The sequence below is a fragment of the Geodermatophilus sp. Leaf369 genome (assembly GCF_001424455.1).
Classification (GTDB): Bacteria; Actinomycetota; Actinomycetes; order Mycobacteriales; family Geodermatophilaceae; genus Klenkia.
Genome location: NZ_LMQA01000002.1, coordinates 870747 through 894837 on the forward strand (window position 1 = coordinate 870747; position 24091 = coordinate 894837).

A 24091-nucleotide genomic window follows, 5' to 3' on the forward strand; every position below is an offset into this window, starting at 1 on the left:
GGCCCTAGCCTGCCGTCGTGGCCCGACCCGTCGACCTGACCCGGTACCAGCTCGCCCTGGGCATCGCAGCGTTCCTGGCCGTGATCGCTCTGGTGGTCGCCGTGTCCGTCGACGGCTCCTACGGGCGCATCGCGTTCGCCGTCGTCGGCATCGCGGCGTTCCTGACCGTCGCCGGTGTCCGGCTCCGGCGGTTGCGCGACCGGTGGGTCCGCGACCGGCGTTGAGCCGGATCCACGCCGATCAGCCCGCGCCGCCGCCCGTCCCCCGGCCCCAGCCGGTCGGGTGGCTGCCCGGCGAGCTGCGGTAGGCCTCCGGGCTGCCCGTCGCACCGCCGCCGATGCCGTCGGCGTCGAACCGGGAGCCCCGGGCCTTCGCGCGGCGGTCGTGCACCAGCATCGCCGCCAGCGCGGCCACCACCAGCACGCCCACCACGATCCAGAACGTCGTCATGACCGGACGGTAGGGCCTGCGCCAGGGTCCTGAACACCCTGCAGAGCTGCGAGAACGGTTGCAACCGGATCGCCGGCTGCGGTGTCCACGACGCTGTGCGGCTGGTCCCAGGTGTCCACGACGCGCCCGGTCACGTCGTCCCAGCTCGGCAGCTGGTGGCCCGCGATGTCCGCGCTGCGCTCCACCACCCGGCGCCGGTGCTCGGCCGGATCGCTGCACACCAGCCGCACCCAGTGCAGCTCCGTCCCGTACCGGGCGGCGAGCTCGTCCCAGGGCTGCCGGGCCTCGTGCACGTCGAACACCGCGTCGACGACGACGTGCCCACCGCTTGCCAGGCAGGTGTCGGCCACGGCAAGCGCCAGGCCGTACCCGTGTGGTCCGACCTCGCCCTCCGCGACCACGCCCTGCCGCACCAGCGCCACCTCGAGCGCGTCGATCCGCACGTGGGCCGCGGGCAGCGCGCCGGCCACCGCCCGGGCCACGGTGGTCTTGCCGACGCCGGGGAGTCCTCCGATGGCCACGAGCACGGCTGCAGCATGCCCGTCGAGTCCCTAGGGTGCCGCCATGACAGCACCGGAAGCAGACTGGCGGACGGTCGACGGCGTCACCACGGCGTGGTTCGACGCGCCCTCGCTCGTCGCGGGGGCCGCGCTCGCCGGGGAGGTCGCGCACCTGTCGGCCGGGGCGGCGGTCGACGTCCGCGACACCGGCCTGCGGGTGCGCCTGGACTCCGACGACCGTGCCGACGCGGTGTCGGCCGCCGCGCGGGAGCTGGGGCTGACCGCCGATCCGACCGTGCTGCAGCACCTCCGCGTCGTGGTCGACGCCGGCGACCCGTCCGCGGTGCGGCCGTTCTGGCAGCGGGTGCTCGGCTACGAGCCGGGGGACGACGACGGGCTGGCGGACCCGCTGCGGCGGGACCCCGCGATGGGCATCCGGCCGGCCACCGACCCGCGACCGTTGCGCAACCGCCTCCACCTCGACGTGGTGCGGCCGGCCGCCGTGGTCGCCCAGGTGAGCCCGGGCGAGCCGTCGGGGCCCTACGGCGTCCGGCACGCCGACCCCGACGGCAACGAGGTCGACCTCGTGCCCGGCGACCGGCTCGGCGATAGCCCGGCGACCGCCGACTGGTCCGCCGTGTTCGGTGCGGTGGCCTGCTACCGCACCACCTCGACGGGCCAGCAGCGGGACCTGGCCGCCGCGGCTGCGGCCCTTGCCGACGACGCCGGGTTCCCCCTGCTGATCGACCTGCGCCCCGGGCTGGTGGTCCTGGACAGCGGCAAGGACCGCTGGGAGGCCGCCGCCCACGGCCTCGAGCTGGACTTCACCGACCTCGCCGCCCGCCTCCAGACCGTGGCGCGCGAGCTGGGGGCGACCGCGGACCCGGCGCTACCGCGTTTCGTGCAGCTCTTCCTCGACGCCGCCGACGTCGACGCCGTCCGTGCGTTCTGGACGGCCGCGCTCGGCTACGAACCCGACCGCCGGGACGGGGCCAGCGACGTCCACGACCCGCGGCGGCTGAACCCCACGCTGGTCTTCCAAGAGCTGGACGCGACGGACACCGAGCGGCGCAGGCAGCGCGACCGGGTCCACGTCGAGCTGGCGGTGCCGGCCGACGTCGTGCAGGCGCGCCTGGCCATCGCCGTCGCGGCCGGTGGCCGGGTCCTGGGGGAGTCCGCGGGCCGGTGGTCGCTCGCCGACCCCGAGGGAATCGAGCTGGTGGTCGTCGGTGCCCCGGGTGGGTGAGCGTGGGCGTGGCAGGGTGGACCACCGATGAGGCGACGACCGTTCCACCCGGCGTTCTGGGTCCTGGCGCACCTCGGTTCCCGGGTGCGGCTCACACCCCCGGCCCTCCGGCGGCTCCCGCACGCTCAGGGGCCCGCACCCACCACGGTGCAGATCCCCACCCGACACGGACGGGTCCGCGCCGTGGTCCTGCACCCCGAGGCCTCCTCCGGACCGGTCCCGGTGGTGCTGCACCTGCACGGCGGGGGGTTCGTCAACCGGAATCCCGAGCAGGACCTGCCGCTGGCCCGGCACCTGGTCGCCGAGCTGGGTGTTGGCGTGGTCCTGCCGGACTACGACACCGCCCCCCGTGTCCGGTACCCGGTGCCCGAGCAGCAGATGGCCGACGTGGCCCGGTGGGTCCGCGAGCACGCCGCGGCCCACGCCTGGGACCCCGACCAGCTCGTGGTGTCCGGCATCAGCGCCGGTGCCAAGCTCGCCGTCAACATCTGCCAGGACCTGCACGCCCGCGGCCTGCCCCGACCCGCCGCCGCCTGCCTCACCGTCCCGGTCCTCGACCTCACCCGCACCGACCGCCGGTCCTCGGCCCGCCGGCCGGCCATCAGCCCCTTCGTCCAGGGCTTCGCCCAGTGGGCCCACGTCCCCGACCCCGCACGGCAGGCCGAGCCGACGGTCTCCCCCGCCTGGGACGACCACCTGGCCGACGCCTTGCCGCCCACCCTGGTGCAGACCGCGCAGCTCGACACCCTCGCCGCCGAGGGTGCCCGCCTCGCCCGGACCCTGCGGGACGGCGGCGTGCCGGTCGAGCACCACGAGATCGCCGGCGCCGACCACGGCATGTACTCCGACAGCCACGCCCTCGCCCTGCTCCGCACCACGTGCGACTTCCTGGCCCGCCACCTCGCGACGGGCCCGACGAGAGCGGCCTGAGTCCTGCGGCGAGCTGGACGCAGGACCGTCCGCCCCCCGGAGGGTCAGTCGGCCAGCAGCTCCTGCACGCGAACGGTCAGCCCGGCGTCGCCGCGCGGCGTGCCGTCCAGCGACGTGACCGGGGCGGCGCCGCGGATGCCCGACAGCAGCCAGACGGCGTCGGCGGCGTGGAGGTCGGCGAGGGTGCCGGGGGTGACGGCGGTGGGCCAGCCGGTGGCCTCGGCGGCGGCGAAGAGCCGGGCCTGGGTGGTGCCGGCCAGGATGCCGGTGTCCAGGGGCGGGGTGTGCAGCGTGCCGCCGGCGGCCCAGACCACCGTCGAGGTGGGGCCCTCGAGCAGGCGACCCTCGACCGAGGTGAAGACGACGTCGTCGGCGCCGACGCTGTGGGCGTGCCGCTGCGCTGCCATGTTCACCGCGTAGGACAGCGTCTTCGCCCCGCCCAGCAGCCACGGCGACACCGCGCGGACGTCGGCTGCGACGCCCAGGGTCAGCGCGACCACGGAGATGCCCGCCATGCGCTGGGTGACGGTCTCCGGCGGCACCGGGGCCAGCAGGGCCAGGGCGGTCGGCGGGTGGCCCTCGCCCAGTCCGCGGGTGAGGAACAGCCGGCACGCGCCCTCGACGTCGGCCGGCCAGCCGTCGGTCGCGGCGGCCACCAGGGCGGTCCACACCTCGTCGTCCACCGGCGGCAGGTCGAGCAGCGCCGCCGAGCGGTGCAGCCGGGCCAGGTGGTCGGCCAGGTGCGGGGTGCGGCCCCCGACGACCCAGACGGACTCGAAGACGCCGTCCCCACGGGCCAGGCCGGTGTCGAAGGCGGTCACCACCGGCTCGTCGGCGGGCACCCGCACCGCCGTCCCGTCCCGCCAGACGGCCACCGCGCGCACGTCGTCCACCGGTCAGACCGCCAGCGTCGTGCCGCAGATCCCGCAGATCTCGAGCTCCTGGCGCTTCCAGCGCAGCAGCGGCACGAAGAAGACGGTGAACTGCCGGTACCGCTTCACCCGGCCCCAGGTCGTCGTGTTGCTGCAGCGGGGACAGGTGCGGGTCTGGCCCGGACCGAGGTCCTTCTGCTTGTCGCCGAACCCGAAGAGGAAGAACACCGGGAGAGCCTAGGAGGCCCTACGGTCTCCGGCATGGCGGACGACGACGTCCTCGGCTGGCTGCTCGACAGCGACCCCGCGCTGCGCTGGCAGGTCGAGCGCGACCTGGCGGGCGCCCCCGACGACGTCTGGCAGGCGACCCGCGCGCGGGTGGCCACCGAGGGGTTCGGCGCCCGGTTGCTCGCCCACCAGGACCCCGACGGCCAGTGGGCCGGCGGCGCCTTCTTCCCGAAGGTCGACGGGCAGGTGCACGTCCCCGAGGGCGAGGGTCAGCCCTGGACGGCGACCACCTGGTCGCTGGCCACCCTCCGCGAGTGGGGTCTGGACGCCGACCGGCTGGCCGGCACCGCCGAGCTGCTCGCCGCGAACAGCCGCTGGGAGTACGACGAGCGGCTCCCGTTCTGGGGTGGCGAGGTCGACGTCTGCATCAACGCCACCACCCTGGCCACCGGTGGCTGGCTCGGCGCCGACGTCGAGGCCCTGGCGCACTGGTTCCCCGCCCACCAGCTCGCCGACGGCGGCTGGAACTGCGAGTGGGTCGAGGGCTCCACCCGCTCCTCGGTGCACTCCACGCTCAACGCCGTCCGCGGCCTGCTCGCCCACGAGCTCGCCACCGGTGGGGACGACGACCTGCGCGCGGCCCGCCACCGCGGGGAGCGGTACCTGCTGGAGCGGCGGCTGACCCGCCGGCTCTCCACCGACGAGCTGCTCGACGCGTGCCTGACCCCGCCGACGCACCCCTCGCGCTGGCGCTACGACGTCCTCCGGGCGCTGGAGCACCTGCGAGCCGCGAGCCTGGTCGACGGCACTCCTCCCGACCCGCGGGCCGCCGACGCCGTCGAGCTGCTCCGCGCCGGTCGGCAGCCCGACGGCCGCTGGCTGCAGGGGCCGGTGGAACCCGGCGCGGTGTGGTTCGACGTCGACGTCCCCACCGGCGAGCCCTCCCGGTGGGTGACCCTCGGTGCGATGCGGGTGCTGTCGTGGTGGGAGGGGCGGTCCTAGGCTCGCGGGCGTGCCCGACCACAGCCACGACCCGCAGCAGGCGCCCCCGCTGGCCGACCAGCTGCGCTCGCGCGGTCTGCGGCTGACCAACCAGCGGCAGCGCGTGCTGGCCGCGGTCGCCGACCTCGAGCACGGCACGCCCGAGGAGATCGGCGCCCGGCTGCGCGCCGACGCCGGGCCCGGGGGAGCCGCCCCGGACACCTCGACGGTCTACCGGACGCTGGAGCTGCTGGACCGGCTCGGCCTGGTCTGGCACACCCACCTGGGCAAGGGCGCGCCGGTCTACCACGCCGCCGAGCACCCGCACCTGCACGTCGTCTGCGCCACCTGCGGGAAGATCGAGTCCGTCGACCCGGGCCTGATGGACGGCGTCGCGGAACGTCTGGGCGCCGACCTGGGTTTCAGGGTGGACGTGGGTCATGTGGCGCTGTCCGGCACCTGCCGGGACTGCAGTGCCGCGGCCGGAACGGAGTCCCCATGAGCTCGCCCCTGCTGCACCGACCGGCTGCCGTCGCCACCGAGTCCGGCGCGGTCGCCGCGCACTACGGCTCACCGCTGTCCGAGCAGCGCCGTGGCGCCGAGGCCGCCGTGCTCGTCGACCGCAGCGACCGCGACGTCCTCGTCGTCCCCGGCGTCGACCGGCTGACCTGGCTGCACAGCCTGCTCAGCCAGCACCTGGACCAGCTCACCGACGGCGCGGGCACCGAGGCGCTCGTGCTGAGCCCGCAGGGCCACGTCGAGCACCACGTCGTGCTCGCCGAGCTCGGCGGCACCACCTGGGGCGACACCGAGCCCGGCCGGGGCGCCGAGCTGGTCGGCTGGCTGGACCGGATGCGCTTCATGCTGCGCGTCGAGCCCGCCCTGGTGACGCCCGAGTGGGCGCTGCTGAGCCTCGTCGGCCCGCGCGGGGACGACGTCCTCACCGCCGCGGGACTGCCCGTGCCGGTCGGTCCGTGGTCGGTCGTCGCGCTGGACGGCGGCGGCTGGGCCCGCCGCTCCCCGGCCGTCGGTGACGGCACCGCCGAGGTCGTCGACCTGCTCGTGCCGCGCGCGGAGCTCGACGCCCGGGCGCAGGTCCTGCTGGACGCCGGCGCCACCCTCGCCGGGGTCGACGCGCTGACCGCGCTGGCCGTGGAGGCCCACCGCCCCCGGCTGGGCGTGGACACCGACCACCGCACCATCCCCAACGAGACGCCCTGGCTGCGCACCGCCGTGCACCTGGAGAAGGGCTGCTACCGGGGCCAGGAGACCGTCGCCCGGGTGCACAACCTGGGCCGCCCGCCGCGCCGCCTGGTGCTGGTGCACCTGGACGGCATGGAGGAGCACCTCCCCGAGGCGGGCACCCCGCTGCTCTCGGGCACCAAGGAGGTGGGCCGGGTCGGCACCGTCGTCCGGCACCACGAGCTCGGCGTCGTCGGCCTGGCGCTGGTGAAGTCCTCGGTGCTGGAGAAGTCCGCCGCGGCCCCGGTGGAGCTGCGGGTGGGCGGCAGCGTCGCCGTCGTCGACCCCGACGACCTGGTGGTCACCCTCGACGACACCCTGGTCGCCGCCCGGGAGCGGGTGCGCGCGGTCCGGTCTGCGACGATCGGCCGGTGAGCCAGCCGGGCACCCTCATCACCCTCGCCCCCACGGGAGCGGAGTCGGCCAAGGCCGACGTCCCCGCCCTGCCGGTGACGGTGGAGGAGGTCGTGTCCACCGCCCGGGACTGCGAGGCCGTCGGTGCCGCCGTCGTCCACCTGCACGTCCGCGGCCTGGACACCCGGCCGACGCTGGACCTGGTCCGGGTGCGCGAGGTCGTCGCCGCCGTCCGGGAGTCCACCGACCTGGTCGTGCAGCTGTCCTCCGGAGGCGCGGTCACCGACCCGCTGCCCGACCGGGTCGCGGTGCTCGACGCCGAGCCCGACGCTGCGTCCCTGTCGCTGGGCACGGTCAACTTCGGCCGGGACGTCTTCAGCAACCCGTGGGACCTCATCGTCGAGCTGCACACCCAGATGCAGCAGCGCGGCATCGTGCCGGAGTACGAGGCCTTCGACCTCGGGCACCTGACCACGCTGCGCCGGCTGCTGGACAGGCACGGGTTGCCGCACGGCGGGCACGTGCACGTCGACCTGGTGATGGGCGTGCCCGGCGGGATGCCCGGCACGACCGGTGCGCTCGCGGCGTGCCTGCCCGTCCTGGACCCGAGCTGGACCTTCGCCGCCACCGGCGTCGGCCGGACGTCGCTGCCGGTGATGCTGGCCGCGCTCTCGGCCGGCGGTCACCTGCGGGTCGGCATGGAGGACACGCTCACCTACGCGCCCGGCGAACCCGTGCGCGACAACGTCCAGCTGGTCGCCCGCGCGGCCGGCCTCGCCCGGATCGCCCAGCGGCCGGCCCTGACCACCACCCAGGCGCGCGAGCTGCTGGGCATCCGTTCCCTGCAGGAGGCACCCCGATGACCGAGCCCACCCCCGTCGCGTCCACCGCCGGCGGGCCCGCCGTGGACACCCTGCTGGCGCCGCAGTTCCTCGAGGGGGTCGAGCAGCGCACGATGACCGACGTCCGCGCGCTGCGCCGGCAGGCCGAGCAGTCCGAGGTCGACCTCTCCTACACCCGTCGGCTGCTGCAGGGCCGGCTCGACATCGTCCGCCGCGAGCTCCAGCGCCGGGCAGAGCACGACGGCCGCTCGCTGGTCGACCTGCTGCCCGAGATCCTGTCCGAGAAGGGGCGCGGCCCCGCGCACGGCCTGGGCCGGCACCAGACCGTGCAGCCCAGCAACCCCGCCGACCACGAGCACTGGGTGAACTCCCTGGCGCCCGGGGTCGACCTCTCCGACGTGGGCGAGCTGCCCGACGACCAGCTGGAGCACGCCGCCCGCTCGCTGGCCGCCGGTGAGCGTGGGCTGTCCGAGCGCCGCCGCGGTGTCCAGCAGGTGATGGACGCCCTGGCCGGCGAGCTCGGCCGCCGGTACCGGGACGGCGAGGCCGACGTCGCCCAGCTCCTCGCCGCAGAAGGTCGCCACTGATGGACTTCCCGGACCAGCCCGTCCTGGTCGAGGTGTGGCGGTCGGGGTTCCCCGAGTCCGCGCACCGCGGCTCGCTGGTCGTGCTGGACGCCGACGGGGCCGTGACGCACGCCGTCGGCGCCGTCGACCGGCCCACCCTGCCGCGGTCGTCGAACAAGCCGGTGCAGGCCACCGCGCTGCTGGCCGCCGGCTGGACGCCGCGGACGACGGAGGAGCTGGCGATCGGCGCCGGGTCGCACACCGGCGAGCCCGGGCACGTCGAGCTGGCCCTGGCCATGCTGGCCGCCGTCGGGCTCACCGAGGACGACCTGGGCTGCCCGCCCGCGCTGCCCTCGGACGAACGCGAACGGGCCACCTGGCTGGTCGAGGGCCGGGCGCCCCGGCGCGCGGCGATGAACTGCTCGGGCAAGCACGCCGCGATGCTGTCGGCCTGCGTCGCCGCCGGCTGGCCCACCCAGGGCTACCTGGACCCGGCACACCCGCTGCAGCAGGCCGTCGAGGCCCGGCTGGGCGAGGCCGGTCGCGAGCCGGTCAGCGCCGTCGTCGTCGACGGGTGCGGGGCACCCCAGCACGCGCTGTCGGTGACCGCGCTGGCCCGCGGCGTGCTCTCCCTGGTCCAGGCGCCCGGGGGCAGCCGGGACCGCTCGGTCGCCGACGCCATGCGCGCCCACCCGTGGCTGGTGGCCGGCACCGGCCGGGACGACACCCTGCTGATGGGCGCCGTGCCCGACCTGCTGGTCAAGGGCGGTGCCGACGGCGTGCACGTCGCCGCGCTGCCCGGTCGCGGCGCGGTCGCGCTCAAGCTGGAGGACGGCGGCGACCGTGGCCGGATGCCCGCGCTGAGCGCCGGGCTGCGCCTGCTCGGGGTCTCCGAGGCCGAGCTCGCCCCGTTCGCGGTGACCCCGGTGAGCGGCGGGGACGGCACCGTCGGCGAGGTGCGCCCCGCCGCCGTGCTGGGCTGAGGGATCGGTCACTCCGCCCGCTGCCCCGCTTGCTGGAGCTAGCACCCACGGTTAGCGTCGCCGGTGTGCAGAACCCGTCGGAGATCGTCAGCACCGTCCGCGACAGCGTGACCCATGCTGCCGCCTCCGCGGCGGCCGAGGCGACCACGGTGTCGACGGCGGTCAGCTCCCAGGTGGGTGACTTCATCCGCAGCCAGCGCAACACCGCCCAGGTGTCGCTGCGCGAGCTGGCCCGCACCGCCGGGGTCAGCAACCCCTACCTCTCGCAGGTGGAGCGCGGACTGCGCAAGCCGTCGGCGGAGATCCTGGCCCAGATCGCCCGGGGCCTGAAGATCTCCGCCGAGACGCTCTACGAGCAGGCCGGCATCCTCGACCGCCGGTCGGGCAACCCGGACACCGTCGCGGCCATCCGCGCCGACCTGTCCCTCTCCGAGCGCCACAAGCAGGTGCTCCTGGAGCTGTACGAGACGTACGCCCGCGAGCACGCACTGACCAACCCCGCACCGGACCCCCAGGAGGAGTCGGCATGAGCAAGCCCACCGAGACCATCAAGAGCTACGGCGAGGCCGCCGTGACCGAGGGCCGCAAGGTCGCCGACGCGCTCGTCGAGACCGGCAAGACCGGCGTGCTGGCCGCCATCGGCGCCACCGACGTCGTCGTCGACCACGCCCGGTCCGTGGTCGGTTCGCTGCGGTCCAAGGCCGAGGCGCTGCCCGGCGAGGCCCAGGTCCAGGCCGACCTCGCCGCCAAGGAGGTCCGCAGCCGGGCCGAGGCCGCCCGCAGCAAGGCCGGCAACGCCGGCGGTCTCGTCGGGAGCGTCCGGGAGCAGGCCGCCAGCACGCTGTCCGGCCTGGCCGCCCGCGGCGAGGAGGTCGTGGAGGACCTGCGCCGCCAGCCCGGCTTCCGCTCGGTCGTCGGCCGCGCCGAGCGCGCCGTGGACACCGTCGAGGACGCCCTTGAGGACGTCCTGGACACCACCGACGAGGTCGTCGCGAAGGCCTCCGACGAGGTGACCTCGGTGGCCCAGAAGAGCGCGTCGAAGGCCTCGAAGGCGGCGAACGAGGTGACCTCGGCCGCCCAGAAGACCAAGGCACGCACCAGCAAGGCCGTCGACGAGGCCAAGGAGACGCCGGCGAAGAAGGCCCCCGCGAAGCGCGCCGCCGCCAAGCGGACCCCCGCGAAGGCCACCAGCAAGGCCCCGCTGCCCCGCGCCACCGCCGTCCCGGCGAAGTCCACCGCCCCCTCGGCCTCCAGCAACGCGCCGTCGGCCTCCTCGCAGGCGCCGTCGTCCTCCAGCTCGGCGCCGTCCTCCCAGAGCTGACCGGATCGGCCCGGGGGCGGTCGGCGGCGGCTACCCTCGGGCCATGCCGGGCTTCGACAGCGCACTGTTCGCCGTCATCACCTACGCCGTGCTGGCGTTGGGCGCGTGGGCGACGGTCGACGCGATCATCCGACCGGCGCCCGGGTACGTCGCGGCCGGGAAGCTGTCCAAGCCGGCCTGGGTGGGCATCACCGCCGTCGCGACGCTGATCGTCTTCGCCTTCTCGCCGATGAGCTTCCTCGGCCTGCCGGCGATCATCGCGATCATCGTGTACCTGGTCGACGTGCGACCGGCGCTCAAGGGCCTGCAGCAGGGCAACACCAGCTGGTGACCGAGCCGCTGCCGGAGTCCGAGGAGCAGCGGCTGCGGGCCAGCTTCGACCGCCAGGCCATGCTCGCCACCCTGGGCGCCGAGCTGGTCGAGATCAGCCACGGCCGGGCGGTGCTGGAGATGCCCAGCGACCCGCGCTTCGCCCAGCAGTTCGGCTACACCCACGCGGGTGCGGTCACCACGCTGGTCGACACCGCCTGCGGGTACGCGGCGCTGTCCACGATGGGCGCGGACCGGGAGGTGCTGACCGTGGACTTCACGGCCAACTTCGTCGCCCCGGCGGCGGGTGCCCGCTTCCGGGCGACGGCCACCGTGCTGCGCGCCGGCCGGACGATCGTGGTCACCCGGGGCGACGTGCACGCCCTGGACGGCGCCGGCGGGGAGAAGCTGGTGGCGGCGATGCAGGCCACCATGATGGCCGTCGCGCCGCCGCCGACCCCGCCGGTGGAACCGGTGGGCTGATCAGCCCTTGGGCATGACCACCCAGAGCACGACGTAGGCGATGAACTGCGGGCCCGGCAGGATGCAGGACACGACGGCGGCGATGCGCAGGCCGTTGCGGGAGATCCCGAACTGGCGGGCCAGGCCGGAGCACACCCCGGCGATGACCTTGTTGTTCGTGTCGCGGGCGAAGCGGCGGCTGGGAGCGGTCATGACCCGACCCTAGGGGTGGCGGCTGGGGGCCGCCTGTCAGCCGAAGACGCCGGCGGGCGGCTCGGGGGAGGGCACCGCGGTCGCGTCGTCAACCGGCACCGCGGTGCCGATGAACGTGGTCAGGTCGCGGCCGGCGACCACCCGGGCCGGCATGGGGTCACCCGCGGTGCGCCGGGTCAGGCCCGCGACGGGCAGCTCGGCGTCGGAGGCGACGGCGACGGTGTTGCCGTAGCGCCGCCCGCGCAGCGTGCCGGGCTCGGCGACCAGCAGCACGTGGGCGAAGACCCCGGCCAGCGTCGCGGCCTGGGTGCGCAGGAAGGTCAGCGGCGGGCCGTCGGAGACGTTCCAGGCGGTGACCCCGCCCGGCTTGAGCACCCGGGCGACCTGTGCGGCGAACTGCGTGCTGGTCAGGTGCGCGGGCGTGCGGGCGCCGGCGAAAACGTCGACGAGGACGACGTCGGCGCTCGCGTCGTGCAACGCCTCCAGCCCGGCCCGGGCGTCGGCGGCGCGCACCCGCACCCGGGCGGCGCGGGGGAGCGGCAGGTGGGCGCGCACCAGGTAGGTGAGCGGCTCGTCGAGCTCGACCACCCGCTGGCGGGACCCGGGGCGGGTCACCGCGACGTAGCGGGCCAGGGTGAGCGCCCCGCCGCCGAGGTGGACGACGTCCAACGGGCTGCTGTCGTCGTCCCCGTGCAGGTCGAGCACGTGGCCCATCCGCCGGACGTACTCGAACTCCAGGTGCGCGGGGTCGTCGAGGTCGACGTGGGACTGCGGCACCCCGTCGAGCATCAGCACGTAGGAGCGCTCCCGGTCGGCGTCGCCCAGGATCTCCGCGGTGCCCCCGGCGGTGGTCACCGGACCGGGCAGCTCGGGGTGCTCCGGCGGCGGTGCGGTGCGCTTCTCGCGGCGGGCCATCAGCGGCCGCGCAGCAGGCGCTCGGCGGCGGGGTCGCCGGTCACGTCGACCTCGGCCGGGCGGCCCCAGAGCCGGCGCAGCAGGTGCTCGGCGGTACTGGCGAGGACGGCGTCGGGCTCGCCGTCGGGGTCCGCGCCGACCACGCCGTCGCGCACCGACACCGACCAGGTGGCCCCGGTGTCGGTGGCCCGGACCCGCACCGTCGCCCGGGCGTCGGCCAGCGGGGCGGTGTGCGCCCAGCGGGGGACGACGACGTGCAGCAGCTCGCCCACCCCGTCGGCGGCGAGCTCCGGGTCGACCGGTGCGTGCTCGACCCCCGCGGCGGCCTCGAGGTCCAACCGGTGCACCAGGTGCTCGCTGGCCTGCCGGTGCGCCCAGTCGCGCGCGGTGTCGGCGGCCGGGCTCATGTGCCAGGTCGGCTGGTCGGGGTCGGTGGTGCGCAGCGTGGCCACCAGCTCGGTGAGGCCGAGGGCGAACCAGCCGTGCAGGTCGTCGTGCGGCGGGTGGTGCGGCGACGGGGGCGGCGAGGTGTCTCCGGCGGCGCCGGCCCGGAGGATGCCGGTGACCCAGCGGTGCACGGTGCCCAGGTGGACGACGAGGTCGCGGGCGGTCCACTCCGGCACCCAGGGCACGGGGGCGGCGAGCCCGCCCTGCACCGGGGTGCGGCCGGTGGCCAGCAGCTCGGCGACCACCCCGAAGCGCTCGCCGTCGGAGACGACGGCGTCGACCAGACGATCCACGGGCAGGTGCACCCGGCCATCCTCGCGCAGCCGCCGGTCAGACCGGCGCGACGGCCTCCCAGCGGACGGTCGTCTCGCCGTGCCGCCAGCGCCGGCTGGAGCCCACCAGCGGCCAGCCCTGCTCGGCCAGCGCCTCGACCGAGGCCGTCCAGCGCTGCCGCGGGCCGAACGTGGAGAACCCCGCGGCCGCGGCCCACGCGGCGTCGAAGGCCTGCAGGAACGCGTGCACCGGCTGCCCGGGCACGTTGTGGTGGATCAGTGCCTTGGGCAGCCGCTCGGCCAGGTCGGAGGGCCGCTCCAGGTCCGAGGCCTTGGCGCTCAGCGTCAGGGTCAGCGGCCCGGACTCGTCCAGCGCCACCCAGGTCGCCCGGCGTCCCCACTCGTCGCAGGTGCCCTCCACGAGGAGCCCGCCGGCGCCCAGCGCCGCGCACATCGTCTGCCAGGCCCGGGCGGCGGACTCCTCGTCGTACTGGCGGAGCACGTTGAACGCCCGCACCACCACCGGCTGCAACCCGGCCAGCTCGAAGCCGCCCACCCGGAAGTCCACCCGCGGCGGGTCCCGGTCGGCCTCGACCGACGCCACCCGCTCCGGGTCGATCTCCAGGCCCACCACCTCCAGGCCGTCGACCTCGTCGCCCAGCCGGGAGACCAGCTCCAGCGTGGTCACCGCCGACGCGCCGTACCCCAAGTCGACCACCAGCGGGCGGGTCGCGTCGCGCAGCCGGGGCACCTGCGTGGCCACCAGCCAGCGGTCCACCCGGCGCAGCCGGTTGGCGTTCGTCGTCCCGCGGGTGGGCAGGCCCATCGCCCGGGCCCGGCCGGCGGCCAGCCGGGGCCGCTTGCGCGCGGGGGGCAGGACCGCCTTGGCGGTGTGGTCACTGCCGGAGTCGCTCACCGGGCCGGAGGGTAGTCGCGCGGTGGCTACCGTGGTGCCGTGCAGCTGCTGACCGGGGTCCCGCTGTCCGAGCTCACCACGCTGCGGGTCGGGGGGCCGGTCGACCGGCTCGTCGAGGTGACCACCGCCGACGAGCTGGTCGCCGCCGTCCGCGAGGCCGACGACGCCGGCCGTCCGCTGCTGGTGCTCGGCGGTGGCTCCAACGTGGTCGCCCCCGACGCCGGCTGGCCGGGGGACGTCGTCGCGGTCCGGTCGCGGGGGGTCGTCCGCACCGGCGACGCGCTCGAGGTGCAGGCCGGCGAGCCCTGGGACGACCTGGTCGCCCACACCGTCGCCGAGGGACTGGCCGGCATCGAGGCGCTGTCGGGGATCCCGGGCAGCACCGGCGCGACCCCGGTGCAGAACGTCGGCGCGTACGGCCAGGAGGTCGCCCAGACGGTCACCGCCGTGCAGGTGCTGGACCGGCGCGACGGGTCGGTGCGCACGCTGTCGCCGGCCGACTGCGGGTTCGGCTACCGGGACTCCGCGCTCAAGCAGCACCCCGGCGTCTTCGTCGTCCTCACCGTGACGTTCGGGCTCGAGGCCTCGCCGTTGTCGATGCCGGTCGGGTACGCGGAACTGGCGAAGCGGCTGGGGGTGGCTCCCGGCGACCGGGCCCCGCTGGCCGACGTCCGGGCCGCCGTCGTCGAACTGCGCCGCGGCAAGGGCATGGTGCTCGACCCGGGCGACCCGGACTCCCGCAGCGCCGGCTCGTTCTTCACCAACCCCGTGGTGCCCGCGTCGATGGCGGTCGAGGGCTGCCCGAGCTGGCCCGCGGGCGAGGACGTGAAGCTGTCGGCGGCCTGGCTGGTGCAGCACGCCGGCTTCGGCCGCGGCACCCGCGAGGGCCACGTGGGGACGTCGTCCCGGCACTCGCTGGCGCTCACCACCGAGCCGGGCGCCACCGCCGACGAGCTGCTCGCCTTCGCCGGCCGCGTCGTCGACGCCGTCCGGGACCGCTTCGGCGTGACCCTCGTCCCCGAGCCGACGGCGGTCCGTCCCTAGCCCTCCCGGTGCACCTTGTGCTGCGCGGCCTGGGCACGCGGGCGGACGACCATCAGGTCGATGTTCACGTGGTGCGGGCGGGTGACGGCCCAGGCGATGCAGTCGGCGACGTCCTCGGCGACCAACGGCCCGCGCACGCCCTGGTAGACCGCGGCGGCCTTCGCCGGGTCGCCGGTGCGGTTGAGCGCGAACTCCTCGGTCTTCACCATCCCGGGGGCGATCTCCACGATGCGCACGGGCTCGGCGACGAGCTCCAGGCGCATGGTCCCGGCCAGCGTGTGCACGCCGTGCTTGGCCGCGGTGTAGGACGCCCCGCCCTCGTAGCTGACGAGCCCGGCGGTGGAGCCGACGAAGACGACGTCCCCGGCGCCGGAGGCCCGCAGCGCCGGCAGCAGCGCCTTGGTCACCCGCACGGTGCCCAGCACGTTGACCTCGAAGCTGCGCGACCAGGAGTCCAGGTCGGCCTCGGCGACGGGGGCGGCGTCGAAGGCGCCACCGGCGTTGTTCACCAGGACGTCGACCCGCTCCAGACCGGCCGCGAAGGACGCGACCGACGCGTCGTCGGTCACGTCCAGCTCGACGGCCGTGCCGCCGATCTCCTGGGCCAGCGGCATCAGCCGGTCCATCCGGCGGGCGCCCAGGACGACGGAGAACCCGTCGGCGGCCAGGCGGCGGGCGGTGGCGGCACCGATGCCGCTGGAGGCCCCGGTGACGACGGCGACCCGGCCGTCGCCGGGGAACGGGTGGGCGGAGGGGCGCGCTGTGGGGTGCTCGGCAGGCATGCCCCCAGTCTGCTGGTGCAGGATGGTGAGTCGACACCGGTGCCCGTCCGAGCGCTGGACACGAACCGGCGGGAGGAGCCACGTGCCCGCTCGCCGTCCGCTGCGCCCGGGGGTGCTCCGCTCCGGCGAGCCGCTGCTGCCCCGCCGGGTCGCCACGCTCAGCGTGCACACCAGCCCGCTGGACCAGCCCGGGGCCGGTGACGCCGGGGGCATGAACGTCTACATCGTCGAGGTCTCCCGGCGGCTGGCCGCCCGCGGCGTGGCCGTCGAGGTGTTCACCCGGGCCACCAGCTCCGACCTGCCGCCGGTCGTGGAGATGGTGCCGGGGGTGACCGTGCGGCACGTGTCGGCCGGGCCCTTCGAGGGCCTGGGCAAGGACGACCTGCCGGCCCAGCTGTGCGCCTTCACCGCCGCGGTGCTGCGCGAGGAGGCCCGGCACGAACCGGGGCACTTCGACGTCCTGCACAGCCACTACTGGCTCTCCGGGCAGGTCGGCTGGCTGGCCCGGGACCGCTGGGGCGTGCCGCTGGTGCACTCGGCGCACACGCTGGCCAAGGTCAAGAACGCCGCGCTCGCCGACGGGGACGCCCCCGAGCCCCGCGCCCGGGTGATCGGCGAGGAGCAGGTGGTCGCCGAGGCCGACCGGCTCATCGCCAACACCGCCGAGGAGGCCCGCCAGCTCGTGCGCTGGTACGACGCCGACCCGGCGCGCACCCTCGTCGTCCCGCCGGGTGTGGACCTGGAGCGGTTCTCCCCGGGTGACCGGGCGGCCGCCCGACGCGCCGTCGGGGTCGCCGACGACGCCCTGGTGCTGCTGTTCGTCGGCCGCATCCAGCCGCTGAAGGCCCCCGACGTGCTGCTGTACGCCGCGGCCCGGATGCTCGCCGACGAGCCCGCGCTGCGCGACCGGCTGCAGGTGCTGGTGGTCGGGGCCCCCAGCGGGAGCGGCCTGGCCGAGCCGCGCCAGCTGCAGGAGCTCGCGGTCTCCCTGGGCATCGCCGACGTCGTCCGGTTCGTCCCGCCGCAGGCCCCGGACTCCCTCGCCGAGCACTACCGGGCCGCCGACGTCACCGTGGTGCCCAGCCACAACGAGTCCTTCGGGCTGGTCGCGCTGGAGTCCCAGGCCTGCGCCACCCCGGTGGTGGCGGCCGCGGTCGGCGGGCTGCCCACCGCGGTCGAGGACGGCGTCTCCGGCGTCCTGGTCGACGGGCACGACCCGGCCGACTACGCCGCGGCCATCCGCAAGGTCGTCGAGCAGCGCGACGTGCTGGCACCGGGCGCCCGCCGGCACGCCGCCCGGTTCAGCTGGGACCGCACCGCGGACTCCCTGCTCGGCGCCTACACCGCCGCGATCGCCGAGCTCGACGCCGCCCAGCAGGTCCGCTCCCCGCGCGACCGGGTGCGCGACGCCGTCCGGGCGCTCTCGGGCACCGGGGGCTCGCGGTGAGGTCGCTGGACGAGCTCGAGGCCGTCGTGGACGCCGCGCTGCGCGACGCCGAGCTGGTCTACGAGCACCCGGCGGCCGGCCGCTTCCTGGTCGACCTGCCCGGGCACAACAAGCTCACGACCGTCTGCGGGCTGATCCTGGGCGACCACGGGCTGCGGGTCGAGGCGTTCGTCTGCCGCCAGCCCGACGAGAACCGCGAGCAGCTGTGGACCTGGCTGCTGCAGCACAACGCCCGGATGTACGGCGTCAGCTACTCCGTCGACAGCGTCGGGGACGTCTACCTGACCGGTCGGCTCAGCCACGCCGCGGTGAGCGCCGAGGAGCTGGACCGGCTGCTGGGTGCGGTCCTCAGCTACGCCGACGACCACTTCAACACCATGCTGGAGATCGGCTTCGGCAGCTCCATCCGGCGTGAGTGGGACTGGCGGGTCAAGCGCGGGGAGTCCCTGCGCAACCTGGAGGCCTTCGCCGACTTCGCGCAGCGCCGTCCGGACCCCGCGCCGGAGTCGTGACCCGCACGGACCAGCCGCCCACCGCGACGACGGGGGAGGCCCACCGGCGCCGCTGGTGGGTGCTGGTCACCATGATCGTCTGCGTCCTGGTCGTGATCATGGGGAACTCGGTGCTGAACGTGGCGCTGCCGACCCTGCAGCGCGACCTCGGGGCCACGCAGAGCCAGCTGCAGTGGGCCATCGACTCCTACATCCTGGTGTTCGCCGGGCTGCTGTTCAGCTGGGGTGTCATCGGTGACCGGATCGGCCGGCGGCGGGTGCTGTTCATCGGCCTCGCGGTGTTCTCCGTGGGCTCCCTGCTGGCCGCCTTCTCCGGCTCGGCCGGCGAGCTGATCGCCTGGCGGGCCCTGATGGGGGTCGGCGGGGCCGCCGTGCAACCGGCCACGCTGGCCGTGATCAGCAACGTCTTCCCCGCCGCCGAGCGCAGTCGGGCGATCGGGGTCTGGGCCGGGGCCGCCGGCATCGGCATCGCCGGCGGGCCGCTGGCCGGGGGCCTCGTCCTGGAGCACTACTGGTGGGGCGCGGTCTTCCTGCTCGGCATCCCGGTGGCGGCGTTGGGCGCCCTCGGGGTGCTGTTCCTGGTGCCGGAGTCCCGAGACCCGGCTCCCGGCCGGCTCGACGTCCCCGGTGTGCTGATGTCGGTGGCCGGGCTGGGCGCGCTGGTGTTCGGCATCATCCGGGGCGGCGAGGGCGTCGGCTGGGGCACCCCGGGGGTGCTCGCACCGCTGCTGGGCGGGCTGCTCGTGCTCGGGGTGTTCGTGTGGTGGCAGCGCCGCACGAAGCACCCGGCGCTGGACGTGTCGCTGTTCCGGCTGCCGGCCTTCTCGGCCGCCGCGGCCGCGCTCGCGCTGAACTTCTTCGCCCTCCAGGGCGCGACGTTCTACCTCGTCTACTACCTGCAGGGCGCCCTGGGCTACTCGCCGCTGCAGTCCGGCGCCGCCCTGGTGCCGATGGCGGTGGCCATCGCCATCGCCTCCCCGCGGGCGTCCCGGCTGGCCGACCGGTTCGGCGCCAAGCTGGTCTGCGCTGCCGGGTTCGGGTTGATGGCCTCGGCGTTCGCGGCCAACCAGCTGCTCGACGTCGACCCGCCGGTCTGGCTGGTGCTCGTCGTGCTCTTCGTGCAGGGCCTCGGCCTGGGCACCGTCCTTGCCCCGGCCACCGAGTCGATCATGAGCGTGGTGCCCCGGGAGAAGGCCGGCGCCGGGGGAGCGGTGAACAACACCGTCCGCCAGGTCGGTGGCGCCCTGGGCGTCGCGATCCTGGGGTCGCTGGTGGCCGGGGTCTACGCCGCCCGGCTCGGGGACGCCGTCGAGCTGCTGCCCGAGGGTGCCCGGGAGCAGGCCCGGCAGTCGGTGGTGGCCACCATCGAGGCGGTGCGGGTCGCCGGGCCGGACGCCGAGGGGCTGCTCGCCCCGGCGCGCCAGGCGTTCGTGGAGGCCATGCACGTCACGGCCGTGGGGACGGCGGCCTCGGCCGTCGTGGCCGCGGTCATCTGCCTGGTCTGGCTGCCGGGCCGTCGGGTCGAACCGGCGGGGGACCAGGGCTGACCGGCTGGCCTCCCGGCGTCCGGCCACGTACAACGGAGGAGGTCGTCCCACCCGCGGCCGTCACCACCGAGGAGGACCGATGGCCGCCCGATCCCGCCGACCGCTGCTGCGCGCCACCCTCGGCGACCACCTCGCCGGGGAGGTCGACCCGATCGCCGCGGTCGAGGCCGCCCGCGGGGTCGCCTTCGCCCTGGTCGACCGGGCCCGCGACACCGACGACCCCGAGGTCACCCGCCGACTGGTCACCCTGGCCGACGACGAGGGCCTCGACGAGCTCGCCGAGCTGTGGGCCGACAGCCCGCCGGTGTCGCTGCCCGGTGCGCTGTGGCGGCTCTACCTGCTGCGTGCCTGGGTGCAGCGCGACCCGGTCGCTGCGGCCCGCCAGTTCGAGGCCGGCCGGGGCCGGGTGCTGCCCCGCGAGGTCGTCGCCGGGCTGGCCGACCCGCCGGGTCCCGACGGCGTCCGCGACCTCGCCGACGCGGTGCTCACCGGGGTGTTCGAGGGCGACCTCGACGTCGCCCTGGACCGGGCGGCGGCGTTCTGCTGGGTGGTCGCCGGGGGGCGGGCCGCGCTGGCCGACGAGCTCGACGACACCGACTCCGCGGCTGCCGACCGGGTGACCCGCGGCGGGCACGCGCTGGGGCGCACCGCCGAGCAGCTCGCCGCCACGGCCCGCCGCTGGCGGGCCGGCACCCTGGGCTGAGTCCGGTGGACGCGCGCCAGCAGGCCGCCCGGGAGCGCACCAGAGCGCTGACCGGCGTGGTGCTGGCCTCGGCGCTGGCCTACCCGCTGCTGTGGTGCGCGGTGCGCTCGGCCTTCGCCCAGTTCGCCACCGGTGACGACGGCGCGGCCGTGGTCTACGGCGTGCTGACCGTGGCGCTGTGCGTGGCGGTCGTCGGCGTCGTCCGCTGGAGCACCGGGCGGCGGGTGCGCAGCGTCTGGCTGCTGGTCGGGCTGGTGCCCCCGGCGCTGCTGGAGCTCTGGCTGGCCTGGCCGCTCCTGACCGGCTGAGCGTCGGGCAGGATGGTCCCGTGACCGATACCGGGACTCTCGTGTTGCTCCGCCACGGCGAGAGCGAGTGGAACAAGGCCAACCTGTTCACCGGCTGGGTGGACGTCGAGCTGTCGGAGAAGGGCCGCGCCGAGGCCGCCCGCGGGGGCGAGCTGCTGGCCGCCGAGGGCCTGCTGCCCGACGTGCTGCACACCTCGCTGCTGAAGCGGGCGATCACCACCGCCGAGCTGGCGCTGGCCGCCGCCGACCGGCAGTGGATCCCGGTGACCCGCTCCTGGCGGCTGAACGAGCGGCACTACGGCGCGCTGCAGGGCAAGGACAAGGCCGCCACCCTCGCCGAGTACGGCGAGGAGCAGTTCATGACCTGGCGGCGCAGCTACGCCACCCCGCCGCCGCCGATCGACGCCGGCGACGAGTACAGCCAGGACGCCGACCCGCGCTACGCCTTCCTGCCCCCGGAGGCCCGGCCGGCCACCGAGTGCCTGGCCGACGTCGTCGTCCGGATGCTGCCGTACTGGTACGACGCGATCGTCCCGGACCTGCGGGCGGGGAAGACCGTGCTGGTCACCGCGCACGGCAACAGCCTGCGGGCGCTGGTCAAGCACCTCGACGGCATGGGCGACGACGAGGTCGTGGGGCTGAACATCCCGACCGGCGTGCCGCTGCGCTACGACCTGGACGCCGACCTGAGGCCGACCACCCCCGGCGGCCGCTACCTCGACCCCGACGCCGCCGCTGCCGCGATCGAGGCGGTGGCGAACCAGGGCAAGCGCTAGGAGCCGGGCCCCGGGAGATCGCCCCGGGGCCTGGCCCCTAACTCGCGATGGGGAGGGGGCGCTCGCCGGTCACGAGGTAGACCACCCGGCGGGCGACGCTGACGGCGTGGTCGGCGAAGCGCTCGTAGTAGCGGCCCAGCAGGGTGATGTCGATGGCCGACTCGATGCCGTGCGGCCAGTCGTCGCTGAGCAGCTCGCGGAAGAGCTGCTGGTGGTTGCGGTCCATGAGGTCGTCGTCGGCCTCGAGGCGGACGGCGGCCTCGACGTCGCGCTTGGCGATGATCGTGCCGGCCTGGGCGACGAGGCTCTCGGCGATGTGGCCCATGTCCAGGAAGACCGGGCGGACCTCCTGCGGCACCGCGTGGTCGGGGAAGCGCATCCGGGCGACCTTGGCGATGTGCTGGGCGAGGTCGCCCATCCGCTCCAGGTCCTGCACGGTGGCCATCGCGGTGGTGATGGCGCGCAGGTCGGTGGCCACCGGCTGCTGGCGGGCCAGCAGGGTGAAGCACCGGTCGTCGACGTTCTCCCGCACGGCGTCGATGTGCGCATCGCCGGCGATGACGAGGTCGGCCAGGGCCACGTCGGCGTCGAGCAGGGCGGTGGTGGCCTTGCTCATCGCCGAGCCCACCGAGTTGGTCATCTCGACCAGCTGGGCGTTGATGTCGTCGAGCTCTTCGCGGTAGCTGTCCCGCATGGTCCCCTCCAGCACGCGGCCCGTTCGCCGCGTCGTCACCGGCGCGGCGCACCCCGGTCTGGGTGCCTCCGTCGCGCCTGGGGCCAGGATAGGGAGGGCGGGGCACCGCTGTCGGGCCTCGCAGGTGAACGACCGGACACGCGCCCGTGAACACCTCCCCCGGTGGGGGTGCGCGGGCCGGATCCGGGGCAGGACGGGGCCCGGAGCGGCCTAGCATCGATCCCGTGCACCCGCTGCTGTGGCTGGCGCTCGGCCTGCTGCTGGGCGGGGTGACCGTCGGCCTCCTCGTCGCCCGCTCCCGTCCCGTGGGTGCCGGGCCGCCCACGTCGCCGGTCGACGAGCCCGACCCGGCGCCACCGGTCGCCGTCCTGAGCCGTCGGCTGGTGGACCTGATGGACCCCGCGGTCGTGCTGCTCGACGCCGCCGACGAGGTGGTCCTGGCCAACCCGTCGGCCCGCGCGCTGGGCATCGTCCGGGGCACCCGGCTCCTGGTCCCGGGTCTGCTGGCCATCGCCCAGGACGTGCGCGGGGGCAGCAGCTGCCGGGCCGACGTCCAGCTGCCCGGTGACCTCGTGGGCTCCGGCCCCCGGATGGTGGGCGTGCACGGCGTCCGGCTGGGCGGAGGCCCGGCGCTGGAGCCCGGCCCGGTGGCCCTGGTGCTGCAGGACGTCACCGAGGCCCGCCGGGTCGAGGCGGTCCGCCGCGACTTCGTCGCCAACGTCGGGCACGAGCTGAAGACGCCGGTCGGGGCGCTCGCGCTGCTGGCCGAGGCCACCCAGGGTGCTGCCGACGACCCGGAGACGGTGCAGCGCTTCGCCGCCCGGATGACCCACGAGGCCGACCGGCTGGCCCGGCTGGTCCGCGAGCTGATCGACCTGTCCCGGCTCCAGGGCGCCGAGCCGCTGCCCGACCTGGCCCCCGTCGAGGTCTCCACCGTCGTCGCCGAGGCCGTGGACCGCACCCGGCTGGCCGCGGCCGCCAAGGGCATCGACCTGGCGGTCGGGGAGCAGGAGGGCCTGGTCGTGCGCGGGGTCGAGGCCCAGCTGGCCACCGCGGTGACCAACATGCTGGCCAACGCGGTGGCCTACTCCCCGGACGCCACGAAGATCGCCGTCGGCACCCGGGCCCGCTCGGGGTTCGCCGAGATCGCGGTGACCGACTCCGGCATCGGGATCCCGCGCGCGGACCGCGCCCGGGTGTTCGAGCGCTTCTACCGGGTCGACCAGTCGCGGGCCAGCGCCACCGGCGGCACCGGGCTCGGGCTGGCGATCGTCAAGCACGTGGCCACCAACCACGGTGGCTCGGTGACGGTGTGGAGCGAGGAGGGCCTGGGGTCGACGTTCACCCTGCGCATCCCGCTGGCCCCCGTGGAGCCCGCCGAGACGACCACCGCACCCACCGACGACCAGGCGGGCCGGTCGGTCGACCGGGTCGCCGCCCTGCGAGCTGCCGTCGGAGCGACCCCCGTGGGTCACGCCGACGCCGAACCGAGTTCCCCGAGAGGACGGTCATGACCCGAGTGCTGGTCGTGGAGGACGAGGAGTCCTTCTCCGACGCGTTGTCCTACATGCTGCGCCGTGAGGGGTACGAGGCGGTCGTCGCCGCCAACGGCATCGACGCCCTGGCCGAGTTCGACCGCAACGGCGCCGACATCGTGCTGCTGGACCTCATGCTGCCCGGGCTGTCGGGCACCGAGGTGTGCCGCACCATGCGCTCCAAGAGCGCGGTGCCGATCATCATGCTGACCGCCAAGGACACCGAGATCGACAAGGTGGTGGGCCTGGAGCTCGGGGCCGACGACTACGTCACCAAGCCCTACTCCGCGCGGGAGCTGCTGGCCCGCATCCGCGCGGTGCTGCGCCGGGGCACCGACACCGAGCAGGTCGGTGAGGCCACGCTGGGCGCCGGCCCCGTGCGGATGGACGTCGAACGGCACACCGTTGCCGTGGACGGCGAGCCGGTCTCCCTGCCGCTCAAGGAGTTCGACCTCCTGGAGCTGCTGCTCCGCAACGCGGGCCGGGTGCTCACCCGCGGGCAGCTCATCGACCGGGTCTGGGGCTCGGACTACGTGGGCGACACCAAGACCCTCGACGTCCACGTCAAGCGGTTGCGCGCCAAGATCGAGCCCGACCCCGCCACCCCCAAGTGGCTCGTGACGGTGCGGGGCCTGGGCTACAAGTTCGAGGCCTAGAACCGCAGCCCGATGGAACGGCCCCCTCGCAGGGCCCC

At 75.6% G+C, this 24091-nt stretch carries 32 protein-coding genes; 22 read left to right on the top strand and 10 right to left on the bottom strand.

Going from position 1 to position 24091, the window contains the following annotated elements; genetic code table 11:
- The first annotated feature begins 17 nt into the window (after positions 1 to 17).
- Complete coding sequence (locus tag ASG36_RS13020) at positions 18 to 224, top strand: hypothetical protein (protein ID WP_055764409.1); 207 nt, start codon at positions 18 to 20, stop codon at positions 222 to 224.
- 16 nt (positions 225 to 240) lie between these two features.
- Here ASG36_RS13020 and ASG36_RS13025 read toward each other — a convergent pair whose 3' ends face one another.
- Positions 241 to 450, bottom strand: a complete 210-nt coding sequence (locus ASG36_RS13025; protein WP_055764411.1) for a hypothetical protein — start codon at positions 448 to 450, stop codon at positions 241 to 243.
- Complete coding sequence (locus tag ASG36_RS13030; protein ID WP_055764413.1) at positions 447 to 977, bottom strand: AAA family ATPase; 531 nt, start codon at positions 975 to 977, stop codon at positions 447 to 449. The genes ASG36_RS13025 and ASG36_RS13030 overlap by 4 nt, the downstream gene beginning before the upstream one ends.
- 37 nt (positions 978 to 1014) lie before the next feature.
- Between ASG36_RS13030 and ASG36_RS13035 the strand changes: the two genes are divergently transcribed.
- Together ASG36_RS13035 and ASG36_RS13040 are read left to right on the top strand one after the other, a co-directional pair.
- The gene (locus ASG36_RS13035) at positions 1015 to 2196 is read left to right on the top strand and encodes a VOC family protein (RefSeq protein ID WP_055764415.1); all 1182 of its coding nucleotides are present in this window, start codon (positions 1015 to 1017) and stop codon (positions 2194 to 2196) included.
- Between the two features lie 27 nt (positions 2197 to 2223).
- The gene (locus ASG36_RS13040) at positions 2224 to 3126 is read left to right on the top strand and encodes an alpha/beta hydrolase (protein WP_055764417.1); all 903 of its coding nucleotides are present in this window, start codon (positions 2224 to 2226) and stop codon (positions 3124 to 3126) included.
- Positions 3127 to 3170: 44 nt separating this feature from the next.
- Here the strand turns inward: ASG36_RS13040 and ASG36_RS13045 are convergent, their stop codons facing one another.
- Positions 3171 to 4019 carry an aminotransferase class IV gene (locus ASG36_RS13045; RefSeq protein WP_055764419.1) on the bottom strand — a complete coding sequence of 283 codons (849 nt, stop codon included), beginning with the start codon at positions 4017 to 4019 and terminating at the stop codon, positions 3171 to 3173.
- 3 nt (positions 4020 to 4022) lie between these two features.
- Positions 4023 to 4226: a zinc-ribbon domain-containing protein gene (locus ASG36_RS13050; protein WP_055764421.1), complete on the bottom strand. Its 204-nt coding sequence runs from the start codon at positions 4224 to 4226 to the stop codon at positions 4023 to 4025.
- 33 nt (positions 4227 to 4259) lie between these two features.
- Here ASG36_RS13050 and ASG36_RS13055 point away from each other — a divergent pair, with 33 nt between their 5' ends.
- The 10 genes from ASG36_RS13055 to ASG36_RS13100 all read left to right on the top strand — a co-directional run bounded on the left by ASG36_RS13055 (position 4260) and on the right by ASG36_RS13100 (position 11307).
- On the top strand, positions 4260 to 5228 hold the full coding sequence (locus tag ASG36_RS13055; protein WP_055764423.1) for a hypothetical protein: 969 nt from the start codon (positions 4260 to 4262) through the stop codon (positions 5226 to 5228).
- Positions 5229 to 5238: 10 nt separating this feature from the next.
- Complete coding sequence (locus ASG36_RS13060) at positions 5239 to 5709, top strand: Fur family transcriptional regulator (protein WP_082523063.1); 471 nt, start codon at positions 5239 to 5241, stop codon at positions 5707 to 5709.
- A complete protein-coding gene (locus ASG36_RS13065; RefSeq protein WP_055764425.1) occupies positions 5706 to 6824 on the top strand; it encodes a folate-binding protein YgfZ in 1119 nt (372 codons plus the stop codon). The genes ASG36_RS13060 and ASG36_RS13065 overlap by 4 nt, the downstream gene beginning before the upstream one ends.
- Complete coding sequence (locus ASG36_RS13070; protein WP_055764427.1) at positions 6821 to 7666, top strand: 3-keto-5-aminohexanoate cleavage protein; 846 nt, start codon at positions 6821 to 6823, stop codon at positions 7664 to 7666. The genes ASG36_RS13065 and ASG36_RS13070 overlap by 4 nt, the downstream gene beginning before the upstream one ends.
- Positions 7663 to 8232: a hypothetical protein gene (locus tag ASG36_RS13075; protein WP_055764429.1), complete on the top strand. Its 570-nt coding sequence runs from the start codon at positions 7663 to 7665 to the stop codon at positions 8230 to 8232. Before ASG36_RS13070 ends, ASG36_RS13075 begins: the two co-directional genes overlap by 4 nt.
- On the top strand, positions 8232 to 9194 hold the full coding sequence (locus ASG36_RS13080; protein ID WP_055764431.1) for an asparaginase: 963 nt from the start codon (positions 8232 to 8234) through the stop codon (positions 9192 to 9194). Before ASG36_RS13075 ends, ASG36_RS13080 begins: the two co-directional genes overlap by 1 nt.
- Before the next feature lie 65 nt (positions 9195 to 9259).
- On the top strand, positions 9260 to 9724 hold the full coding sequence (locus tag ASG36_RS13085; RefSeq protein WP_082523064.1) for a helix-turn-helix domain-containing protein: 465 nt from the start codon (positions 9260 to 9262) through the stop codon (positions 9722 to 9724).
- A complete protein-coding gene (locus ASG36_RS13090) occupies positions 9721 to 10515 on the top strand; it encodes a hypothetical protein (protein WP_157498791.1) in 795 nt (264 codons plus the stop codon). The genes ASG36_RS13085 and ASG36_RS13090 overlap by 4 nt, the downstream gene beginning before the upstream one ends.
- A gap of 43 nt (positions 10516 to 10558) precedes the next feature.
- Positions 10559 to 10846, top strand: coding sequence for a DUF2516 family protein (locus ASG36_RS13095; protein ID WP_055764432.1), 288 nt, complete (start codon positions 10559 to 10561; stop codon positions 10844 to 10846).
- Positions 10843 to 11307, top strand: coding sequence for a PaaI family thioesterase (locus tag ASG36_RS13100; RefSeq protein WP_200944462.1), 465 nt, complete (start codon positions 10843 to 10845; stop codon positions 11305 to 11307). Before ASG36_RS13095 ends, ASG36_RS13100 begins: the two co-directional genes overlap by 4 nt.
- Here ASG36_RS13100 and ASG36_RS13105 read toward each other — a convergent pair whose 3' ends face one another.
- Genes ASG36_RS13105 through ASG36_RS13120 form a run of 4 tightly spaced genes read right to left on the bottom strand, consistent with a single transcriptional unit; the run spans position 11308 to position 14049 of the window.
- Positions 11308 to 11499, bottom strand: coding sequence for a PspC domain-containing protein (locus tag ASG36_RS13105; RefSeq protein ID WP_055764434.1), 192 nt, complete (start codon positions 11497 to 11499; stop codon positions 11308 to 11310). It lies immediately after the preceding gene.
- Positions 11500 to 11535: 36 nt separating this feature from the next.
- Entirely contained in the window at positions 11536 to 12414 is an 879-nt protein-coding gene (locus ASG36_RS13110) for a spermidine synthase (protein ID WP_055764436.1), read from the bottom strand.
- On the bottom strand, positions 12414 to 13166 hold the full coding sequence (locus ASG36_RS13115; RefSeq protein WP_055764437.1) for a maleylpyruvate isomerase N-terminal domain-containing protein: 753 nt from the start codon (positions 13164 to 13166) through the stop codon (positions 12414 to 12416). The genes ASG36_RS13110 and ASG36_RS13115 overlap by 1 nt, the downstream gene beginning before the upstream one ends.
- A gap of 25 nt (positions 13167 to 13191) precedes the next feature.
- Positions 13192 to 14049, bottom strand: coding sequence for an SAM-dependent methyltransferase (locus tag ASG36_RS13120; protein WP_082523066.1), 858 nt, complete (start codon positions 14047 to 14049; stop codon positions 13192 to 13194).
- A gap of 39 nt (positions 14050 to 14088) precedes the next feature.
- On the opposite strand from ASG36_RS13120, the gene ASG36_RS13125 reads away from it, so the two are divergent.
- Positions 14089 to 15093 (top strand): UDP-N-acetylmuramate dehydrogenase, encoded by a 1005-nt coding sequence (locus ASG36_RS13125; protein ID WP_055764439.1) that lies wholly within the window; start codon positions 14089 to 14091, stop codon positions 15091 to 15093.
- On the opposite strand, the gene ASG36_RS13130 is transcribed toward ASG36_RS13125, so the two are convergent.
- On the bottom strand, positions 15090 to 15875 hold the full coding sequence (locus tag ASG36_RS13130; protein ID WP_055764441.1) for an SDR family oxidoreductase: 786 nt from the start codon (positions 15873 to 15875) through the stop codon (positions 15090 to 15092). The two genes, ASG36_RS13125 and ASG36_RS13130, sit on opposite strands and share 4 nt — an antisense overlap.
- A gap of 82 nt (positions 15876 to 15957) precedes the next feature.
- Here ASG36_RS13130 and mshA point away from each other — a divergent pair, with 82 nt between their 5' ends.
- The 6 genes from mshA to ASG36_RS13160 all read left to right on the top strand — a co-directional run bounded on the left by mshA (position 15958) and on the right by ASG36_RS13160 (position 21168).
- Complete coding sequence (gene mshA, locus ASG36_RS13135; RefSeq protein ID WP_235494949.1) at positions 15958 to 17322, top strand: D-inositol-3-phosphate glycosyltransferase; 1365 nt, start codon at positions 15958 to 15960, stop codon at positions 17320 to 17322.
- Positions 17319 to 17834, top strand: coding sequence for a YbjN domain-containing protein (locus tag ASG36_RS13140; RefSeq protein WP_055764443.1), 516 nt, complete (start codon positions 17319 to 17321; stop codon positions 17832 to 17834). The genes mshA and ASG36_RS13140 overlap by 4 nt, the downstream gene beginning before the upstream one ends.
- Positions 17831 to 19381: an MFS transporter gene (locus ASG36_RS13145; RefSeq protein ID WP_055764445.1), complete on the top strand. Its 1551-nt coding sequence runs from the start codon at positions 17831 to 17833 to the stop codon at positions 19379 to 19381. Before ASG36_RS13140 ends, ASG36_RS13145 begins: the two co-directional genes overlap by 4 nt.
- 79 nt (positions 19382 to 19460) lie before the next feature.
- Positions 19461 to 20084, top strand: coding sequence for a hypothetical protein (locus tag ASG36_RS13150; protein WP_055764447.1), 624 nt, complete (start codon positions 19461 to 19463; stop codon positions 20082 to 20084).
- 5 nt (positions 20085 to 20089) lie between these two features.
- Positions 20090 to 20392: a hypothetical protein gene (locus ASG36_RS13155; RefSeq protein WP_055764449.1), complete on the top strand. Its 303-nt coding sequence runs from the start codon at positions 20090 to 20092 to the stop codon at positions 20390 to 20392.
- A 20-nt stretch (positions 20393 to 20412) separates the two neighbouring features.
- Positions 20413 to 21168: a phosphoglyceromutase gene (locus ASG36_RS13160; RefSeq protein WP_055764451.1), complete on the top strand. Its 756-nt coding sequence runs from the start codon at positions 20413 to 20415 to the stop codon at positions 21166 to 21168.
- A gap of 37 nt (positions 21169 to 21205) precedes the next feature.
- Here ASG36_RS13160 and phoU read toward each other — a convergent pair whose 3' ends face one another.
- Positions 21206 to 21862, bottom strand: coding sequence for a phosphate signaling complex protein PhoU (gene phoU / locus ASG36_RS13165; RefSeq protein WP_055765110.1), 657 nt, complete (start codon positions 21860 to 21862; stop codon positions 21206 to 21208).
- A 224-nt stretch (positions 21863 to 22086) separates the two neighbouring features.
- On the opposite strand from phoU, the gene ASG36_RS13170 reads away from it, so the two are divergent.
- Positions 22087 to 23376, top strand: a complete 1290-nt coding sequence (locus tag ASG36_RS13170) for a cell wall metabolism sensor histidine kinase WalK (protein ID WP_082523068.1) — start codon at positions 22087 to 22089, stop codon at positions 23374 to 23376.
- Complete coding sequence (locus ASG36_RS13175; RefSeq protein WP_055764453.1) at positions 23373 to 24053, top strand: response regulator transcription factor; 681 nt, start codon at positions 23373 to 23375, stop codon at positions 24051 to 24053. Before ASG36_RS13170 ends, ASG36_RS13175 begins: the two co-directional genes overlap by 4 nt.
- Positions 24054 to 24091: the final 38 nt, after the last annotated feature.